Source organism: Saccharothrix sp. NBAS 001 (assembly GCF_056640475.1).
On the sequence record NZ_CM153251.1, the window covers coordinates 8,187,086 to 8,204,372 of the forward strand.

Here is a 17,287-nt window from a genome sequence, read left to right on the forward strand (position 1 = left end):
GGCTCTGGTCTGCGGAGGATACGGGATTTGAACCCGTGAGGGGGTTAACCCAACACGATTTCCAGTCGTGCGCACTAGGCCACTATGCGAATCCTCCGTGGGAGAGCCTACCCAACGGGTGATGCCCGGCCAAAACGGCTGGTCAGAGGGTTGGCTTGAGTTCGATGACGAGGGTCGCCGCGTCGCCGCGCTCCAGTTCCGACCCGTGGTCCACCAGGTCGCCGATCACGCCGGCGTCGGTGAGGCCGTCGGCGCACGCCATCACGGTCGCCGCCACGTGGTCCGGGTCGCGGCGGTGGCCGTCCGGGACGGTCCACCTCAGCCGCAGCGTGCACGGGCCGAGCGGCGGCACGCCGGTCGCGCGGGCCAGGGTCGCGGTCGCGGTGCGCAGGTCGGACAGCGCCTGGACGCGGTGCCTCGGGTCGGTGGGCAGGCGGGCGTTGGGCAGCACGAGCACGGTGCTGCGCCGCTCGGGCGGCTGCGGGAGCGTCGTCTGCCAGTAGCCGACGATGTCCGCGGGCACGATCGGCCGGCGGTGGCGCAGGTAGTGGGCTTGCAGGGCTTCGACCGCCGTCGTCACGGGCACGTCGGCCAGTTGCGCGGCCCACGTCGCCAGGCCGGCGTCGTCCAGGATCGGGAACGCCGGGGCGACGGCCGCCGCGGCGGCGAGCAGTGCGGCTACCTCGGCGCGGTTCACCGCGCGGTCCCCCGGCTCACCGGCACTCCCGCAGCAGCAGGTCGTCCGGGGCGACGTGGAGCGCGTCGGCCAGCCTGCCGAGCAGGGCGGGGCTGGGTGCGCGGTGGCCGCGTTCGATGCCGGACAGCGCGCCCTTCGTGCACCCGGCCTCGGCGGCCAGTTCGGTCACGGTCCGTCGTGACGTCACCCGGAGGTGCGTCAGGCGGGCTCGATCGATCGATAACCTGGTCATGGCGCAAACTGTAGACAAACTAACAAACAAAATGGAAGCTGTTTGCGGGAGTTTGCGCAGGTGGTCGGCGTTGCGTCCGCGCACGGCCGAGTTCGGCGCACGGGACGCGGGTTGTTGGTGTGCGAGGGTTCGCGGGAGACTTGATCTATGACCCACCCGGACGACGGACCGGACCGGCTACCGGACTGGCCGCTGGGTCCGTACTTACGGCAGGCGCGCCGGGTGGCCGGGCTGTCGGTGGCCGAGGTAGCCCGACTGGCGGAAGTCAGTCACGCGAAGGTGCGGCAGCTCGAACGCGGCTACGCCGTGCGCGACGGCGCCCGCTACGCCGTCGGCACCACCAAGACCACGGTCGAACGGGTCGCGCGCGCCGTGGGTGCGGACGTCGCGGAAGCCCTGCGACTGGTCGGGATCGTCGCCGACGACCCGAGCGCGCCCGGCCGCCGGGCGCGACCATTGGACCTGTCCGCGGTGTCCGATGAGGACCTGCTGACGGAGATCGCGCGTCGGTTCGGTGCACGGCAACGGGACTGAGCGCCGCGCCCGGAACCACGGCTGGAGGGAACAAGTGCCGCCCGTTGATGCGGAGTGCTACGTGTGCTCGTCGGCGTCCGGCGAGCGCCTGCACCTGTGGTTGAAGGCCCTGGCGGACGGCGGCGTCTGGGCCTGGCTCGCGGAGAGCGACCTGTCGGCGGTGGAGTTCACCCGTGCGGAGTCCGACCGCCTGCTCACCATGTGGGGCGACCTGCGCCGGATGCTCTTGGACGGCGTGGTCACCGACCAGCTCCGCTGCGTCGTGGTGACCGAAGTGGACAGTCGACAGCGGACCGCGCTCGTGTACGGCCTCCAGGACGGGTTCATCACCTACTGGCGCATCGGCGAGCCGCGCGACCCCGTGCTGCTGGACGTCAACGCGATCGAGGAGCTGATCGACGCGTGGAACGACGTGCGCGCGTGACGCGCGCTAGCGGCGCAGCCCGGCCCGTTTGAGCGCCGAACCCACCACGGTGACCTCCGCCGACGGGATGTCGTGCAGGCCCGTCACGAACTCGTAGAGCGCCGGGAGGTCACGGCAGAACACGGCGGCCGTCAGGTTCGTCGGGCCCGTGGTGGCCAACGTGCCGTGCACGGCCGGGTGCCGGGCGAGCTTGCGCCCCAACGCGTCCAGCCGGCCCGGCGGCACGGTCATCCACACGTTCGCGTCGACGGTCAGCCCGAACAGGCGCGGGTCGGCGATCGCGTAGGTGCGCAGGTGCCCACCGGCGGCGAGCCGGTCCACCCGCCGCCGCACGGTCGACTCCGGCGCACCGGTCGCCACCGCCAGCGGTCCGGGGCCGGTCCGCGCGTCGACCGCGAGCAGGTCTAGCAGCGCCCGGTCCAGGTCGTCCGGGACGACCTCGTCGGTCGGCGCGGGCGGGGTCAGGGCGGCCGTCTCGGCGGCGGTGAGCAGGCCCGTGCGCCAGTCGGCCGCGTCGGAGAACACGTGCAGCACGGACATCGGCCGCACGGACGTGATCGCGTTCGACGGCAGCCGGGGCACGCCGCCCAGCACCACCGCGCCGATCTCCTCGCCGCCGGTCAGCACGTCCACGAAGAGCACCTCGGGGCGTTGCGCCAGGGCGTCGGCCAGCACCTCGACCCGGCCGCGCAGCACCCGGACCCGGAGCAGGGTCGCGCCGCGCAGGCCGTGCTCCGGGCTGGGCACCCGGACCACCCGGACGTGTGGCGCCAGTCGGGTGAGGCCGCGGCTGACGGTGCGCGGCGACACCTCCAGCACCTCGGCGATCCGGCCCGGCGCGGCGCGCCCGTCCACCTGGAGCGCGGAGATCAGGCGCTGGTCGAATTCCGCCAGTTCCACGGCCATTGCTGTCCTGTTCCGCTCGGATTCTGCCTCCTGAAGACCCTAGACGGCGATCGCGCCGCGACTCTCGACCCATGCGAAACCACGTGATCGAGATCGTCGAGGACGTCGCCGCCGGCATCCCGGCCCTGCGGCCCGCCGCGCCGCCCGCGTCCCTGGACGAGATGTGGCGGGTGTTCCGGGCGATCGACGAACCGCTGGTCGACGCCCTGCACGCCCGGCTGCCCGCCGGGCAGTGGGTGGTCGACGCGCTGGACGGCGCGATCCAGTTCATGCAGGGCCTGCCGCAGTGGTGCGTCACCGCGACCCTGGTCGAGGACGGCCTGCCGGTGCTCGCGGTGCTGCACTCGCCGCCGCTGCGCGAGACCTACGCGGCCGAACGGGGCGTCGGCGCGTGGCGCGACGGCGTGCCGCTGCGGCCGTCGGGCAAGACCGACCTGGCCGCCGCCGTCGCCGCGACCGCCCAGCCGCCGGCGCTGCCCCCGCAGCCCGAGGCGAACGCGGCGGCCGGCCGGGCGCTGCCCGGCGTGCTCGACCGGGTCGCCGCCGTGCGCAACCTCGGGCCCACCTCGTGGCAGGTCGCCGACGTGGCGGCGGGTCGGCTGGACCTGTTCTGGGAGTACGGCCGGGACGCGGAGAACCTGCTCGGCGCGGCGCTGGTCGCGCGCGAGGCGGGCGCGGTGGTGACCACCGCCGACGGGCGGCCGTGGCACGCCGGATCAGCGAGTTTCCTGGCCGCCGCGCCCGGTCTGCACGCCGCCGCGGTGGCGGCGCTGGGTCTGTCGCGGGCGGGTCGGGACGACCGGCTACACTGATCGTGGACCTCGTGCGGCACACATCTCGCGAACCTCCCCAGGGCCGGAAGGCAGCAAGGATAAGCGGGCTCTGGTGGGTGCACGGGGTCCCCTTTTCGTGTCGGACCCCTTCGGTAGGGTCTGGGCCGTGGCGCTCGCCCTTTACCGCAAGTACCGGCCGGCCACCTTCGCGGAGGTGGTCGGGCAGGAGCACGTCACCGACCCGCTGCGCACGGCGCTCGGGGCGGGGCGGGTCAACCACGCGTACCTGTTCTCCGGGCCGCGCGGGTGTGGCAAGACCTCCTCCGCCCGGATCCTGGCGCGCTCGCTGAACTGCGTGAACGGGCCGACGCCCGATCCATGCGGCGAGTGCAACTCGTGCATCGGCCTCGCGCCCAACGGCGTGGGCAGCGTCGACGTCGTCGAACTCGACGCCGCGTCGCACGGTGGCGTGGACGACGCGCGCGAACTGCGCGACAAGGCGTTCTACGCGCCGGCGGAGTCGCGCTACCGGGTGTTCATCATCGACGAGGCGCACATGGTCACCACGCAGGGCTTCAACGCCCTGCTGAAGATCGTGGAGGAGCCGCCGGAGCACCTGATCTTCATCTTCGCCACCACCGAGCCGGACAAGGTGCTGCCGACCATCCGGTCGCGGACGCACCACTACCCGTTCCGGTTGATCCCGCCGTCGGCGATGCGCGCCCTGCTGGAGCGCAACTGCGCGGCCGAGGGCGTGGCCGTGGAGCCGTCGGTGTTCCCGCTGGTCATCCGGGCCGGCGGGGGCTCCGCCCGGGACACCCAGTCGGTCATGGACCAGCTGCTGTCCGGCGCGGGGGCCGAGGGCGTCCGGTACGACCGGGCGATCTCGCTGCTCGGCGTGACCGACGTGGCGCTGATCGACGACGTGGTGGACGGCCTGTCCAACCGGGACGGCTCGGCGGTGTTCGGCACCATCGACCGCCTGGTCGACGCCGGGCACGACCCGCGCCGGTTCGCGTCCGACCTGCTGGACCGGCTGCGCGACCTGGTGCTGCTGCACGCCGTGCCGGACGCCGCCGACCGGGGTCTGGTGTCCGCGCCGGACGACGTGGTGGCCAAGATGCTCGCGCAGCGCGAGGCGACCCGGCCCGCGACGGTCACCCGCTGGGCCGAGGTCCTGCACCAGGGGTTGACCGAGATGCGCGGCTCGACCGCGCCCCGGCTGCTGCTGGAGCTGGTCACCGCCCGGATGCTGCTGCCCTCGGCGAGCGACACCGAGGCGGCGCTGCTGCAACGCGTCGAGCAGCTGGAGAAGCACGGCCCGCCCGCCGGCGCGGTCGCCGCCCCCTCGGGCGCGCCCGAGGCAACCGGCCCCGCGCCCGCCGGCACGGGCAGTGGCGGCACGCCGAGCGGCGTCGACGCCGGCGCGCCGGACAACGGGCGGACCTTCCAGCGGCCGTCGCAACGCGCCGCCGCCCCCGCCGACCAGGTCGCGCCCCCGCAGCCGCCGAGCCGCCCGGCCGCCGAGCCGGTGCGACCCGCGCCGGCCCAGCCCGAACCAGCGGCCCAGCCCGAACCAGCCCGACCCGAACCAGCCCAGCCGCCGGCCGTGGCCGCGCAGACCGCTCCCGCGCCGGACCGGACGGCGTCGGACCAGGTCGTGCCGGACGCGCCGAGCACCGCGCCGGACCCGGACGCGCCGGTCGACGGCCCGCCCGCACCGGCCTCGGGCGGTGCGGACGCGGCGGAGATCCGGCGGCGGTGGCCCGACCTGTGCGGGATCGTGCGCGGGATCGCCGGGCCCAGTGCCGGGGCGCTGCTCACCAGCGCCACGGTCGGCGACGTGGCCGGCACGTCGGTCACGGTCAGCCACAAGTCGGCCCCGCTGGCCCGCCGGCTCGCCGAGCAGCGCAACGTCGACGCCATCGCCTCCGCGTTCGGCCAGATCTTCGGCGGCACCTGGCAGGTCACCTGCGTGCACGGCGACGCGGCCCCGCCCGCCGCCCGCCCGCCCCAGCAGGCCCGCGCGCAGCGGCCCGCGCCGACCCGGCCCAGCCAGGCCGCCCGCACCCCGGAGCCGTCGAGGCCCGCGCCGGGCCGGTCCGGGGCCGACGACGTCCCGCCGCCCCCGGAGCCCCCGGAGCCCGACGAACCCCTCCCGCCGGAACCGGTCGACGAGGAGGAGATGCTCGCCGAGGCCGCCCTGCCCGGCGACGACGAGGCGGGCGAGCGGCTCGACCCGGAGACCGTGGTGCTCAAGCTGCTCGCCGAGCAGCTGGGTGCTCGGCCGCTGAAGAGCTGATCCACGCGGCTACCCTGGTGGCCTGACCACGACGGAGAGGAACCCGCGGTGCAACCCGGTGGGCCGAACATGCAGCAGATCCTCCAGCAGGCGCAGAAGATGCAGCAGCAACTCGCCGTCGCCCAGCAGGAGCTGGCCGACGCCGAGGTGTCCGGTACGGCGGGCGGCGGCCTGGTGACCGCCGTGGTGTCCGGCAGCGGCGAGCTGAAGAGCCTGGAGATCGACCCGAAGGCGGTCGACCCGGACGACGTCGAGACGCTGGCCGACCTGGTCGTCGCGGCCGTGCGGGACGCGAACCGCGCCGCGCAGGAGCTGGCCGCGCAGAAGATGGGCCCGCTCGCGTCCGGCATGGGCGGCCTGGACGACATGGGCGGCCTCGGCGGGCTGTTCGGCTGATGTACGAGGGGCCCGTCCAGGACTTGATCGACGAACTCGGCAGGCTGCCGGGTGTCGGTCCCAAGAGCGCCCAGCGCATCGCCTTCCACCTGCTCGCGGCGGACCCGGCCGACGTCGGCCGGCTCCAGGACGCCTTGCAGAAGGTGAAGGACGGCGTGGTGTTCTGCGACGTGTGCGGGAACGTCTCGGCCGAGACGACCTGCCGCATCTGCCGCGACCCGCGCCGCGACCTGACCCTGATCTGCGTGGTCGAGGAGCCGAAGGACGTGCTGGCGGTCGAGCGGACCCGCGAGTTCAAGGGCCGCTACCACGTGCTGGGCGGCGCGCTGGACCCGCTGTCCGGGGTGGGCCCCGACCAGTTGCGCATCCGGCAGCTGCTGACCCGGATCGGCACGGACGTCAACGAGATCATCATCGCGACCGACCCGAACACCGAGGGCGAGGCGACCGCGACCTACCTGGTGCGGATGCTGCGCGACTTCCCCGGCCTGACCGTGACGCGGCTCGCGTCCGGCCTGCCGATGGGCGGCGACCTGGAGTTCGCGGACGAACTCACGCTCGGCCGGGCGCTGTCCGGCCGGCGCAGCATGTGAGGCTGATCGCGGTCGACGGGCCGTCCGGCTCGGGCAAGTCGACCTACGCGGCGGCGCTGGCCGCCGACCTGGGCGCGGTGCTGGTGCCGACCGACCACTTCGCCACCTGGGACGACCCGGTGTCGTGGTGGCCGCGGCTGCTCGGCGGTGTGCTCGAACCCCTGTGGGCGGGCCGGCCCGCGTGCTACCGGCGGCTGGACTGGTCGCACGGCTGGCCCAGGCAGGGCGACGAGGTGGGCTTCGACGTGCCGCGAACCCTGGTGCTGGAAGGGGTTTCGGCGGCCCGCCGGTCGATCGCGGACCGGCTCGACGAGACCGTCTGGGTCGAGCACCCGGACCCGGCGGCCCGGCTGGAGCGGGCGGTCGCCCGCGACGGCGAGCGCAGCCGCGCCCACCTGGTCCGCTGGCAGGCGTTCGAACGGGGCTGGTTCGCCGTGGACGGCACCCGCGCCCGCGCCGACCGGGTGGTCACGACCGGCTGAGCCCGTCCAGCGCCGTGCGGACCGCGTCCGCCTCCGGCGAGCCGATCGCGGTGAACCACTCCAGCGCGGTGGTCCAGTGGCCACGCGCGGTGCCCCGGTCGCCGGTGGCCGCCGCCGCGTCGCCCGCCAGGTGCTCGGCCCGCGCCTGCACGAACCGCTGCCCGGTGCCCCGGCTGAGGTCCAGCGACCGCTTCGCGAAGTCCACCGCCTGCGGCACGTCGCCCAGGTCCAGCCAGACCCGGCCGACCAGCGCCAGCGCGCCGACCTCGGCCAGCCGCAGCCGGTACCGCACGGCGCTGTCCAGGGCCTGGATCGCCGAGTACTTCGCCTCGTCCGGCCGGCCCGCCGCGCGGTGCGCCTGGGCCAGGCCCTGCCGCGCCGCGCACATCCCCCACGGGTAGCCGGTCTCCTCGGCGATCCGCAGCGCCTCGGTGTGCCGCTCCACGGCCTCCTCGGTGCGCCCGACGCCGTGCAGCGCCTCGCCGAGCACGTTCTTGGCGTCGCACACGCCCTTGAGGTTGCCCAGCTTCTCCGCCATCGCCAGCGCCCGGGACGCTTCGGAGATCGCGTCCGGGTACCGCCCGCGCATCACGAACGTGTGCGCCAGCCCCTCGTGCGGGATGTGCGCGAAGCCGCGCGCCCCGGCCCGCTCGTACAGGTCGCCCGCGCGCTCGTAGAGTTCCGCCGCGCGCTCGGGCTGGCCCTGGAACAGGTACACCTCGGCCAGCGCCCGGTGGCTGTCGGCCTGGGTGATCCACACGCCGAGCCGGTTGCCGACGTCCAGCGACTGCTCGAACGACGACACCGCCCGGTCGAGCTGGCCGAGCTGGAGGTAGACCCCGCCGAGGTTGATCTGCGCGATGCCCTCCTGCTGCAACGCGCCGATCTCGCGGGTGATCACCAGCGCCCGCTCCAGGCAGTCCGCCGCGGTCTCCAGCTCGCCCAGGTCGATGTAGACGCCGCCGAGGTTGATCAGCACGCCGGCCTCCGCGCCCGGCGCGGCCCCGGTGCGCTGCTGGATCGGGATGGCGCGGCGGAAGTAGTCCACGGCCACCCGGTGCTGGCCGATCACCCAGTACAGGGTGCCCAGCGACGCCAGCATGGCCACCTCGCCGACCGGGTCCCCGATCGCCTGCGCCACGGCGAGCCCGGCCTTGGCCGTGGCCAGCCACTCCACCGGCAGGCCCTGGCCGTAGAAGTAGCGGCGCAGGGCGTCGGCGAGCTGCCAGCAGTCGGTGTCGGGCTGCCGGTCCGACGCGTGCAGCACCAGCGCGACCAGGTTGGCCCGCTCGGCGTCCAGCCAGGCCAGCGCCTCGGCCGGGGTGGAGAACAGCCGGGGCGTCACGCCGGTCACCGTCGACTCGCGGGGCAGCCGCATCATGCTCGCCTTGACCGCCTCGGTCGCGTTGTCCACCGAGCGGATCGACCAGTCCAGCAGCCGGCGGTGCGCGAGGTCGCTCTCCACCTGGCCGTCGTCGAACGCCAGCCGCTCGGCCGCGTAGTCGCGCAGCAGGTCGTGGAACTGGTAGCGGCCGGGCGCGTGGTTGTCCACCAGGTTCGCGGTGGCCAGCCGGTCCAGCCGGCGGCGGGCGTCCTGGGTGGTCAACCCGCCCAGCGCCGCCGCCACGTCCGGCGTGATGTCGCCGGGCGCGAGGCTCAGCAGCCGGAACAGCGTCGCCAGCTCGGGTTTGAGCGCGGTGTAGGACAGGTCGAACGCGGCGTGCACGGCGGCCCGCTCGTCGCCCTCCACGGCCAGCGCGGCCAGCCGGTTGCCCGCGCGCAGCTCCTCCACGTAGGAGGCGATGGTGGTCTCCGGCCGGGACAGCAGGTTCGCCGCCGCGATCCGCAGCGCCAGCGGCAGGTGCGCGCACAGCTCGGCCAGCTCGGACGCCGCGTCCGCCTGCCGGGCGACCGCCTCCTCGCCGAGCATCCCGGCCAGCAGCGCCCGGGTCTCCTCGTGGTCGAGCACGTCGAGCCGCACGTTCGACGCGGCGTGGCTGACCGCCAGGCCGCGCAGGGTGTCCCGGCTGGTCACCAGCACCGCGCAGCCCGGCGATCCGGGCAGCAGCGGCCGGATCTGCTCGGCGTTGGCCGCGTTGTCCAGCACCAGCAGCACCTGCTGGTCGGTGAGCCGGGAGCGGAACATCGCCTCCTGCTCGTCCTGGTCCAGCGGCACCGACTCCGGCGGCACGCCCTGCGCCCGCAGGAACCGGGGCAGCACGTCCACGGCGTTGAGCGGCGGGCCCTGGGCGTAGCCGCGCAGGTTCACGTAGAGCTGCCCGTCCGGGAAGTGCCGCCGCATCTTGTGCGCCGCGTGCACGGCCAGCGCCGTCTTGCCCACGCCCGGCGGCCCGGCCAGGGTCACCACCGGCACGCCCTGCGCGGTGCGCAGCAGGGCCTCGATGAGCTGCACGGCCTGCTCCCGGCCGACGAAGTCGCCGATGTCGGCGGGCAGTTGCGAGGGCACCACCCGGTCGCGCCGGTCGGGCGCGGCCGCGCCGAGGTCCAGCGCGGGCGCGCCGGCCAGCACCTGCTGGTGCACGCGGCGCAGCTCGTCGCCGGGGTCGATGCCCAGCTCCTCCGCCAGCAGGTCGCCGACCTTGCGGTACGCGCCGAGCGCGTCGGCCTGCCGGCCGGACCGGTACAGCGCCACCATCAGCTGCGACCACAGCCGCTCGCGCAGCGGGTGCTCGCCGGTCAGCCGGAACAGCTCCGGCACCAGCTCGGCGTGCCGGCCCAGCTCCAGGTCGACCTCGACCCGGCGCTCCTCGGCGTGCAGCCGGCGCTCGCCCAGCCGGGCCACCTCGTCGCGGTGCAGCACCTCCGACGGCACGTCCACCATCGCCGGACCGCGCCACAGGCCGAGCGCGGCGGTGAAGATCGCGGACGCCGACTCCAGCCGGCCCGCCGCGCGCTCCTGCTCGCCCTCCTCGACCAGCTGCTCGAACCGGACCACGTCGATGGTCCGCTCGTCGACGTCGATCAGGTAGGCGTCGGGGACGGTGCGGATCGGCACGGCCGGGCCGAGCACCTGCCGAAGTCTCATCACGTAGGTCTGCAACGTGCCGCGCGCCCGCGCGGGCGGATCCGCGCCCCAGATGTGCTCCGCCAGCTCGTCGACCGACACGCTGGAGCCGGCCCGCATGAGCAGCGAGACCAGCAGCGACCGCTGACGACCTGCGCGGACCACCACCTGCTCGCCGTCGACCAGCACCTGCAACGGCCCGAGGACGCGGAACTCGACCTGTGGGCCCATCCCCGACCTCCCCTCCGCGTGTGTGCGGCTTTCTGTTGTCCGTTGTACAGCGTAGGAGAGCGTTTGCCCGATGGGTCGTCGTCACGTTGGGTCAGCGAACGTGCGCCAGAAGTACGAGAATGCCCATTCGCGTGGCCGGATCGTGACCTGGGTTACCTCTGAAGGGTTGTGGTGACCGGTTAGGGTCGCTGACCACACCGTGAGATCCCGGATTTCCACTAGGGGTGTTTGATGGCTCATTCCCGAACGGCCCGGCGCCGCTGGACGGCCGCGATCGGCCTGACCGGCGTCGCCGCGCTCGCACTGTCCGCTTGCGCGCAATCCGACCGCGGTGACGAATCGGGGTCCGGCAAGACGGGTGGCACGCTGACCTTCGGCGCGGCCGGTGCTCCCAAGCTGTTCGACCCGTTCTACGCCACGGACGGCGAGACCTTCCGGGTCTCCCGCCAGATGTACGAGGGTCTGGTCGGCTTCAAGGCGGGCACCGCCGAGGTCGAGCCCGCTCTGGCGACGAAGTGGGAGTCGTCGACGGATGGCAAGACGTGGACGTTCACACTCAAAGAAAATGTGAAATTCCACGACGGCACTCCGTTCAACGCCGAAGCGGTGTGCTTCAACTTCAACCGTTGGTACAACCAGAAGGGCGCCGCGCAGAGCGAGGCGGTTTCGCAGTACTGGTTGGACAACTTCGGCGGCTTCGCGGACACCCCGGACAAGCCGTCGCTGTTCAAGTCGTGCGCGGCCAAGGACCCGAAGACCGCGGTCGTCGAGTTGACCTCGGCGACTTCGCAGTTCCCGTCGGTGCTGGGCTTCACCTCGTTCTCGATCTCCAGCCCCGAGGCGCTGAAGAAGTACGAGGCGGACAACGTCGTGGCGGCCGGTGACGCGTTCACCTACCCGGCCTACGCCAACGAGCACCCGACCGGCACCGGGCCGTTCAAGTTCGGCAAGTTCGACAAGGCCAACAACGTGGTGGAGATCGTCCGCAACGAGGACTACCACGGCACCAAGGCCAAGCTGGACAAGGTCGTCTTCAAGATCATCCCGGACGAGACCGCCCGCAAGCAGGCGCTCAAGGCCGGCGACATCGACGGCTACGACCTGCCCAACGCCGCCGACTGGGCGGGCCTGAAGAGCGACGGCTTCGACGTCAAGGTGCGCCCGCCGTTCAACGTGCTGTACCTGGGCATCAACCAGCTCAACAACCCCAAGCTCCAGGACCTCAAGGTCCGCCAGGCGCTCCAGTACGCGATCAACCGCGACCAGCTGGTCAAGTCCCAGCTGCCCGAGGGCGCGACCGTGGCCACCCAGTTCATGCCGCCGACCGTGGACGGCTACAACAAGTCGCTGACCGCGGTGAAGTACGACCTGGACAAGGCCAAGTCGCTGCTCGCCGAGGCGGGCGCGTCCGACCTGACGCTGAAGTTCTACTGGCCGACCGAGGTCACCCGGCCGTACATGCCCAGCCCGAAGGACCTCTACGGCGCGATCGCCGGCGACCTGCAGAAGGCCGGCATCAAGATCGAGACCACCAGCAAGCCGTGGAACGGCGGCTACCTGACCGACGTCGACAACGGCGCGCCGGACATCTTCCTGCTCGGCTGGACCGGTGACAACGGCACCGCGCACAACTGGGTCGGCACGTTCTTCGGCCGCACCGACAACCGGTTCAACACCGGCAAGGCGCCGTGGGGCAAGACCCTGGCCGACGCGCTGGCCGCGGCGAACGCCGAGCCGGACGCCGCCAAGCGGACCAAGCAGTACGAGGACCTGAACAAGAAGCTGATGGAGGAGTACCTGCCCGCCATCGCCATCTCGCACTCCCCGCCGGCCATCGTGTTCAAGAAGGAGATCCAGGGGGTCACGCCCAGCCCGTTGACCGACGAGCGGTTCGGCTCGGCCAGCAAGGGCTGACGAACTGACAGAGACGACGGGGTAGCTCAATGCTCCGCTACACGATCCGACGGCTCATCCAGCTGGTCGGCGTGGTGCTGGTGCTGTCCCTGCTGCTCTTCGCGTGGCTGCGCGCTCTCCCGGGTGGGCCGGTTTCGGCCCTCCTGGGGGAGCGCGCCACGCCCGAGTCGCGGGAAGCCCTCACCCGACAGCTCGGCTTGGACCAGCCGATCGTCACCCAGTACTTCAAGTTCCTCGGCCGCGCGCTCTCCGGCGACTTCGGCGTCTCCACCGGCGTCCAGCCGGGCGACTCGGCCATGGAGATCTTCCTCCAGCGGTTCCCCGCGACTATCGAACTGAGCTTCCTGGCGATCGTGATCGCCATCGCGTTCGGCATCCCGCTCGGGTACATGGCGGCGAAGCGGCGCGGCAGCTGGTTCGACAACCTCAGCGTGGGCGGCTCGCTGATCGGCGTCGCCGTCCCGGTGTTCTTCCTGGCCTACGTCCTCAAGGACACCCTGTCGGCGGCGCTGAGCCTGCCCACGGAAGGCCGCCAGAGCGCCATCAACGCCACCCGGGTGACCGGGTTCTTCGTCTTCGACGGCATCATCACGCAGGAGTGGGACGCGGCGTGGGACGCGCTGGAGCACCTGATCCTGCCCGCCATCGCGCTGTCCACCATCCCGTTCGCGGTGGTCTTCCGGATCACCCGCGCGGCGGTGCTCGACGTGCTCGACGAGGACTACGTGCGCACCGCGGAGTCGAAGGGCCTCACCGCCCCGACCATCCGGCGGCGGCACGTGCTGCGCAACGCGATGCTCCCGGTGGTCACCACGATCGGTCTCCAGACCGGCGCTCTGCTCGCCGGCGCGGTGCTGACCGAGAAGGTGTTCTCGCTGCCCGGGGTCGGCCAGGCGCTGGCCATCGGGTTCGAGAGACGCGACTACCCGGTGCTGCTGCTGCTGATCATCATGGCCACGATCGTCTACGTGGTGGTCAACCTGCTGGTGGACCTCTCGTACGCGTTCATCGACCCGCGGATCAGGACGAGGTAGCCCGCGATGGTCACTCCCACCGAGAAACTCGGACGCAAGAAGAAGGACAAGATCGACGCGCTGGCCGCGTCGACGGCCGACTCCGACGCCGGGGTCAGCCTGGCCGCGAGCGCGTGGCGGACGCTGCGCCGCAGCCCGGTGTTCCTCACCGGCGCGGTCATCATCGGGCTGTTCGTGCTGGTCTCCCTGCTGTCGCCGTGGTTGGCGCCGCAGGACCCGTCCGACCCGATGCTCATCGACCAGGTGGTCAAGGCGCGCAACGAGATCCCGCCCGCCCAGCCCGGCCACCCGCTGGGCGGCGACCTGCAAGGCCGGGACTTCTTCTCCCGGGTCCTGGTCGGCTCCCAGCAGACGCTGATCGTCGGCGTGCTGGCCACCCTGATCGGGCTGGCCGGCGGTCTCACGCTGGGCACGCTGGCGGGCGCCTTCGGCGGCTGGGTCGACTCGGTCGTCATGCGGCTGGTCGACGTCATGCTGTCGCTGCCCAGCCTGCTGCTGGCGTTCAGCATCAGCGCGCTGTTCGCCCGACCCAACCAGTTCACCGTCATCGTCGCGGTGGCGGTGGTGCAGATCCCGGTCTTCGCCCGGCTGTTGCGCGGCTCCATGCTCGCGCAGCGGCACAGCGACCACGTCCTCGCGGCCACCGCGCTGGGCGTGAAGCCGGGGGCGATCGTGTTCCGGCACATGCTGCCCAACTCGCTGGGCCCGGTGATCGTGCAGTCCACGCTGGTGCTGGCCACGGCCATCATCGACGCGGCGGCGCTGTCGTTCCTCGGCCTGGGCAACCCCGACGACCGGATCCCGGAGTGGGGCCAGATGCTCGGCGACGTGCAGAACGTGTTCGACACGCACCCGCAGCTGGCGTTCTGGCCGGCGGGCTGCATCATCCTGGTCGCGCTCGGGTTCACGCTGATGGGCGAGACCCTGCGCGAAGCCCTCGACCCCAAGAGCAGGCGGTGAGTCATGGCGTTGCTGGAAGTGCGTGACCTCACCGTGGTTTTCGAGCGCAAGGGGGAGCAGCCCTTCACCGCCGTCGACCACGTGAGCTTCGACGTGGAGCCGGGCCAGACCGTGGGCCTGGTCGGCGAGTCGGGGTGCGGCAAGTCGGTCACCTCGCTGGCCGTGATGGGCCTGCTGCCCAAGCGCGGCGCGCGGGTCAGCGGGTCGGTGTCCTACGAGGGCACGAACCTGCTGTCGTTGTCGGACAAGGAGATGCGGGACCGGCGTGGGCGCGACCTGGGCATGGTGTTCCAGGACCCGCTGTCCTCGCTGAACCCGGTCATCCCGATCGGCGTGCAGGTGACCGAGGTGCTGGAGCGGCACCGGGACATGAGCCGCAAGAAGGCCATGGTGGAGGCGGCGGACCTGCTGGACAAGGTCGGCATCCCCGACCCGACCCGGCGGCTGTCGGAGTACCCGCACCAGCTCTCCGGCGGGATGCGGCAGCGCGCGCTGATCGCGATCGCGCTGGCCTGCCGGCCCCGGCTGCTCATCGCCGACGAGCCGACCACCGCGCTGGACGTGACCATCCAGGCGCAGATCCTGGCCCTGCTCAAGGAACTCGTGCGGGACCTGGGCACCGCGCTGGTGATGATCACGCACGACCTGGGCGTCGTGGCCGGGCTGTGCGACGAGGTCAACGTCCTGTACGGCGGGCGGGTGGTGGAGAAGGCGCAGCGGCACGAGCTGTTCGCGCAGCCGCGCCACCCCTACACCCACGGGCTGCTGGCCTCGATCCCGAGGCTGGACGCGCCGCGCGGCGAGAAGCTGCACCCCATCAAGGGTTCGGTGTCGGACAACATCCCGTGGGACAACGGGTGCGCGTTCGCGCCCCGCTGCCCGAACGCGCTGGACCGCTGCGTCCAGGTGACGCCCGAGCAGGAGGACCTGGGTTCCGGCAGGTTGTTGCGCTGCCACAACCCGGTCCTGCCCCCGGTGCCCGAGGAGGTGTCGGCATGAGCCCGCAGGGCGCGGCCGCGGCCGACGAGTCGGCCGGCGCGGCCACCGACGTGTCCACCGCGGACGAACTGATGTCGGTGCAGGGCATCAAGGTGCACTTCCCGATCAAGCGGGGCATCGTGCTGGACCGGACGGTCGGGCACGTGTACGCGGTGGACGGGGTGGACCTGAGCGTCCGGCGCGGCGAGACCTACGGCCTGGTCGGCGAGTCCGGCTGCGGCAAGTCCACCCTCGGGCGGGCGATCCTGCGGCTGACCGAGCCGACCGCCGGCAAGGTGGTGTTCGACGGCACGGACCTGACCACGCTCAAGGGCGAGGCGCTGCGCACCATGCGGCGGCGGATGCAGATGGTGTTCCAGGACCCCATGTCGTCCTTGGACCCCCGGCAGTCCGTGGAGTCCATCCTGGTCGAGGGCCTGCGGGCGCACGACCTGGACAAGGGCAAGGAGGCCACCGGCAAGCGGCTGCGCGAGCTGCTGGGCGCCGTGGGCCTGCCGTCGAGGTCGCTGCGCAAGTACCCGCACGAGTTCTCCGGCGGTCAGCGGCAGCGCATCGGCATCGCCCGCGCGCTCGCCGTGGAACCGGACCTGATCATCGCCGACGAGCCGGTGTCCGCGCTCGACGTGTCGGTGCAGGCGCAGGTGGTCAACCTGCTGGAGGAATTGCAGGACCAGTTCGGGCTCACCTACCTGGTGATCGCGCACGACCTGGCCGTGGTGCGGCACATCTCGGACCGGGTCGGCGTGATGTACCTGGGCGGCCTGGTGGAGGAGGCGACCTCGGACGACCTCTACGCCGAGCCGCTGCACCCCTACACCCGGGCGCTGCTGTCGGCGATCCCGGTGCCCGACCCGCTGGTGGAGGACCGCCGCGAGCGGATCCTGCTCAAGGGCGACCTGCCCTCGCCCGCGAACCCGCCCGACGGCTGCCGGTTCCACACCCGGTGCCCGTGGAAGCAGGACACGAAGTGCGCGTCCGAACGCCCGCGGTTGCGCGAGGTGCTGCCGGGGCACAAGGTCGCGTGCCACTGGGCGGAGGACATCCGCGCCGGGAAGATCCGGCCGCACGAGGTCGAGGCCGTGCTGGTGGAGGAGGACGGCATCTCGCCGGACATCCCGCTGGTCGGCCCGGCGTCGGTGACCGAGGCGCTCAACCCGTGACCCCCGTGCGGGGTGCCTCCCCCTGGACGGCACCCCGCACGGCGGTTCAGGGCTTCCAGTCCGGGGCGCGGCCGAGCAGGGCGACCAGCCGGTCGGTGGGCGGGGCGTCCTGGGCGACCTCGACCGGCGGCGCGAACGCCGCCCCGGGGCCGCGCACGTCCGGCGTGGCCGGGTAGCGGCCCGCGATCTTGTACGCGATGAGCACCAGGTCGTCGTCCACCGCGCTGTCCACGCCCAGCGCGCGTTTGAGGTCCCACGAGTGGACCACGTTGTCCACGAAGTGCGTGCCGACCAGGTTGCGGCCGGGGTGCCGGCCGAAGCCGGGGATCAGCGCGTCCCGATCGAGGAAGCCGTCGGTCCGGAACGACTCGGTGACCAGGTCGCTCGCCGCGACGTAGGACGCGACGAGGTCGTCGGAGATGCCGGTGCGGGGTTCGCCGTCGCGCGCGCCCGCGTCGAACTTGATCGCCATGTCGACCAGGTGCCGCACGACGTCGCGGACGGTCCAGCCGGCGCACGGGGTGGGCAGGTCGTAGTCCTCCGGCGTGAGCCGCGCGACCAGCGCGGCGTTGCGGTCGATGGCGGTGCGGTCGAGGTCGAGCAGGTCCACGAAGCCCCCTAAGAA

Annotated in this window: 17 protein-coding genes, 1 tRNA gene and 1 other RNA gene; 13 read left to right on the forward strand and 6 right to left on the reverse strand. The window is 72.7% G+C overall.

What is annotated here, in order from left to right; all coding sequences use genetic code 11:
• Positions 1-12 precede the first annotated feature (12 nt).
• The 3 genes from AC0HI0_RS36115 to AC0HI0_RS36125 all read right to left on the reverse strand — a co-directional run bounded on the left by AC0HI0_RS36115 (position 13) and on the right by AC0HI0_RS36125 (position 929).
• Positions 13-97, reverse strand: a tRNA-Ser gene (locus AC0HI0_RS36115).
• A gap of 45 nt (positions 98-142) precedes the next feature.
• A complete protein-coding gene (locus AC0HI0_RS36120; protein WP_480927957.1) occupies positions 143-697 on the reverse strand; it encodes a hypothetical protein in 555 nt (184 codons plus the stop codon).
• Positions 698-713: 16 nt separating this feature from the next.
• Positions 714-929 carry a helix-turn-helix domain-containing protein gene (locus AC0HI0_RS36125; RefSeq protein ID WP_480927958.1) on the reverse strand — a complete coding sequence of 72 codons (216 nt, stop codon included), beginning with the start codon at positions 927-929 and terminating at the stop codon, positions 714-716.
• Positions 930-1,076: 147 nt separating this feature from the next.
• Here AC0HI0_RS36125 and AC0HI0_RS36130 point away from each other — a divergent pair, with 147 nt between their 5' ends.
• Positions 1,077-1,463 carry a helix-turn-helix domain-containing protein gene (locus AC0HI0_RS36130; RefSeq protein ID WP_480927959.1) on the forward strand — a complete coding sequence of 129 codons (387 nt, stop codon included), beginning with the start codon at positions 1,077-1,079 and terminating at the stop codon, positions 1,461-1,463.
• Between the two features lie 34 nt (positions 1,464-1,497).
• A complete protein-coding gene (locus AC0HI0_RS36135) occupies positions 1,498-1,887 on the forward strand; it encodes a hypothetical protein (RefSeq protein ID WP_480927960.1) in 390 nt (129 codons plus the stop codon).
• A gap of 6 nt (positions 1,888-1,893) precedes the next feature.
• On the opposite strand, the gene AC0HI0_RS36140 is transcribed toward AC0HI0_RS36135, so the two are convergent.
• Positions 1,894-2,793, reverse strand: a complete 900-nt coding sequence (locus AC0HI0_RS36140) for an Lrp/AsnC family transcriptional regulator (RefSeq protein ID WP_480927961.1) — start codon at positions 2,791-2,793, stop codon at positions 1,894-1,896.
• Between the two features lie 71 nt (positions 2,794-2,864).
• Here AC0HI0_RS36140 and AC0HI0_RS36145 point away from each other — a divergent pair, with 71 nt between their 5' ends.
• The 6 genes from AC0HI0_RS36145 to AC0HI0_RS36170 all read left to right on the forward strand — a co-directional run bounded on the left by AC0HI0_RS36145 (position 2,865) and on the right by AC0HI0_RS36170 (position 7,339).
• Positions 2,865-3,605, forward strand: coding sequence for an inositol monophosphatase family protein (locus AC0HI0_RS36145; protein WP_480927962.1), 741 nt, complete (start codon positions 2,865-2,867; stop codon positions 3,603-3,605).
• A gap of 1 nt (position 3,606) precedes the next feature.
• An RNA gene (gene ffs / locus AC0HI0_RS36150) (signal recognition particle sRNA small type) lies at positions 3,607-3,701 on the forward strand.
• A 31-nt stretch (positions 3,702-3,732) separates the two neighbouring features.
• A complete protein-coding gene (locus tag AC0HI0_RS36155; RefSeq protein ID WP_480927963.1) occupies positions 3,733-5,868 on the forward strand; it encodes a DNA polymerase III subunit gamma and tau in 2,136 nt (711 codons plus the stop codon).
• Between the two features lie 69 nt (positions 5,869-5,937).
• Positions 5,938-6,264, forward strand: coding sequence for a YbaB/EbfC family nucleoid-associated protein (locus AC0HI0_RS36160; protein ID WP_480934465.1), 327 nt, complete (start codon positions 5,938-5,940; stop codon positions 6,262-6,264).
• Positions 6,264-6,857, forward strand: a complete 594-nt coding sequence (gene recR / locus AC0HI0_RS36165; RefSeq protein ID WP_480927964.1) for a recombination mediator RecR — start codon at positions 6,264-6,266, stop codon at positions 6,855-6,857. Before AC0HI0_RS36160 ends, recR begins: the two co-directional genes overlap by 1 nt.
• Positions 6,854-7,339 carry a uridine kinase family protein gene (locus tag AC0HI0_RS36170; RefSeq protein ID WP_480927965.1) on the forward strand — a complete coding sequence of 162 codons (486 nt, stop codon included), beginning with the start codon at positions 6,854-6,856 and terminating at the stop codon, positions 7,337-7,339. Before recR ends, AC0HI0_RS36170 begins: the two co-directional genes overlap by 4 nt.
• Here AC0HI0_RS36170 and AC0HI0_RS36175 read toward each other — a convergent pair.
• Complete coding sequence (locus AC0HI0_RS36175; protein WP_480927966.1) at positions 7,326-10,595, reverse strand: AfsR/SARP family transcriptional regulator; 3,270 nt, start codon at positions 10,593-10,595, stop codon at positions 7,326-7,328. The genes AC0HI0_RS36170 and AC0HI0_RS36175 overlap by 14 nt on opposite strands.
• A 231-nt stretch (positions 10,596-10,826) precedes the next feature.
• Here AC0HI0_RS36175 and AC0HI0_RS36180 point away from each other — a divergent pair, with 231 nt between their 5' ends.
• The 5 genes from AC0HI0_RS36180 to AC0HI0_RS36200 all read left to right on the forward strand — a co-directional run bounded on the left by AC0HI0_RS36180 (position 10,827) and on the right by AC0HI0_RS36200 (position 16,662).
• Complete coding sequence (locus AC0HI0_RS36180) at positions 10,827-12,509, forward strand: ABC transporter substrate-binding protein (RefSeq protein WP_480927967.1); 1,683 nt, start codon at positions 10,827-10,829, stop codon at positions 12,507-12,509.
• Between the two features lie 29 nt (positions 12,510-12,538).
• Positions 12,539-13,543, forward strand: a complete 1,005-nt coding sequence (locus tag AC0HI0_RS36185) for an ABC transporter permease (protein ID WP_480927968.1) — start codon at positions 12,539-12,541, stop codon at positions 13,541-13,543.
• Between the two features lie 6 nt (positions 13,544-13,549).
• On the forward strand, positions 13,550-14,503 hold the full coding sequence (locus AC0HI0_RS36190) for an ABC transporter permease (RefSeq protein ID WP_480927969.1): 954 nt from the start codon (positions 13,550-13,552) through the stop codon (positions 14,501-14,503).
• A 3-nt stretch (positions 14,504-14,506) separates the two neighbouring features.
• Positions 14,507-15,502: an ABC transporter ATP-binding protein gene (locus AC0HI0_RS36195; RefSeq protein WP_480927970.1), complete on the forward strand. Its 996-nt coding sequence runs from the start codon at positions 14,507-14,509 to the stop codon at positions 15,500-15,502.
• A 71-nt stretch (positions 15,503-15,573) separates the two neighbouring features.
• Positions 15,574-16,662 (forward strand): ABC transporter ATP-binding protein, encoded by a 1,089-nt coding sequence (locus AC0HI0_RS36200; protein ID WP_480934466.1) that lies wholly within the window; start codon positions 15,574-15,576, stop codon positions 16,660-16,662.
• Positions 16,663-16,708: 46 nt separating this feature from the next.
• Here AC0HI0_RS36200 and AC0HI0_RS36205 read toward each other — a convergent pair whose 3' ends face one another.
• Positions 16,709-17,272 carry a TIGR03086 family metal-binding protein gene (locus AC0HI0_RS36205; protein WP_480927971.1) on the reverse strand — a complete coding sequence of 188 codons (564 nt, stop codon included), beginning with the start codon at positions 17,270-17,272 and terminating at the stop codon, positions 16,709-16,711.
• Positions 17,273-17,287: the final 15 nt, after the last annotated feature.

Bases quoted from the DNA above. Each gene is read 5' to 3' on its own strand.
- AC0HI0_RS36125 (WP_480927958.1), bottom strand. From the start codon at position 929: ATGACCAGGTTATCGATCGATCGAGCCCGCCTGACGCACCTCCGGGTG.
- AC0HI0_RS36130 (WP_480927959.1), top strand. From the start codon at position 1,077: ATGACCCACCCGGACGACGGACCGGACCGGCTACCGGACTGGCCGCTG.
- AC0HI0_RS36140 (WP_480927961.1), bottom strand. From the start codon at position 2,793: ATGGCCGTGGAACTGGCGGAATTCGACCAGCGCCTGATCTCCGCGCTC.
- AC0HI0_RS36145 (WP_480927962.1), top strand. From the start codon at position 2,865: ATGCGAAACCACGTGATCGAGATCGTCGAGGACGTCGCCGCCGGCATC.
- AC0HI0_RS36160 (WP_480934465.1), top strand. From the start codon at position 5,938: ATGCAGCAGATCCTCCAGCAGGCGCAGAAGATGCAGCAGCAACTCGCC.
- recR (WP_480927964.1), top strand. From the start codon at position 6,264: ATGTACGAGGGGCCCGTCCAGGACTTGATCGACGAACTCGGCAGGCTG.
- AC0HI0_RS36175 (WP_480927966.1), bottom strand. From the start codon at position 10,595: ATGGGCCCACAGGTCGAGTTCCGCGTCCTCGGGCCGTTGCAGGTGCTG.
- AC0HI0_RS36180 (WP_480927967.1), top strand. From the start codon at position 10,827: ATGGCTCATTCCCGAACGGCCCGGCGCCGCTGGACGGCCGCGATCGGC.
- AC0HI0_RS36185 (WP_480927968.1), top strand. From the start codon at position 12,539: ATGCTCCGCTACACGATCCGACGGCTCATCCAGCTGGTCGGCGTGGTG.
- AC0HI0_RS36190 (WP_480927969.1), top strand. From the start codon at position 13,550: ATGGTCACTCCCACCGAGAAACTCGGACGCAAGAAGAAGGACAAGATC.
- AC0HI0_RS36195 (WP_480927970.1), top strand. From the start codon at position 14,507: ATGGCGTTGCTGGAAGTGCGTGACCTCACCGTGGTTTTCGAGCGCAAG.
- AC0HI0_RS36200 (WP_480934466.1), top strand. From the start codon at position 15,574: ATGTCGGTGCAGGGCATCAAGGTGCACTTCCCGATCAAGCGGGGCATC.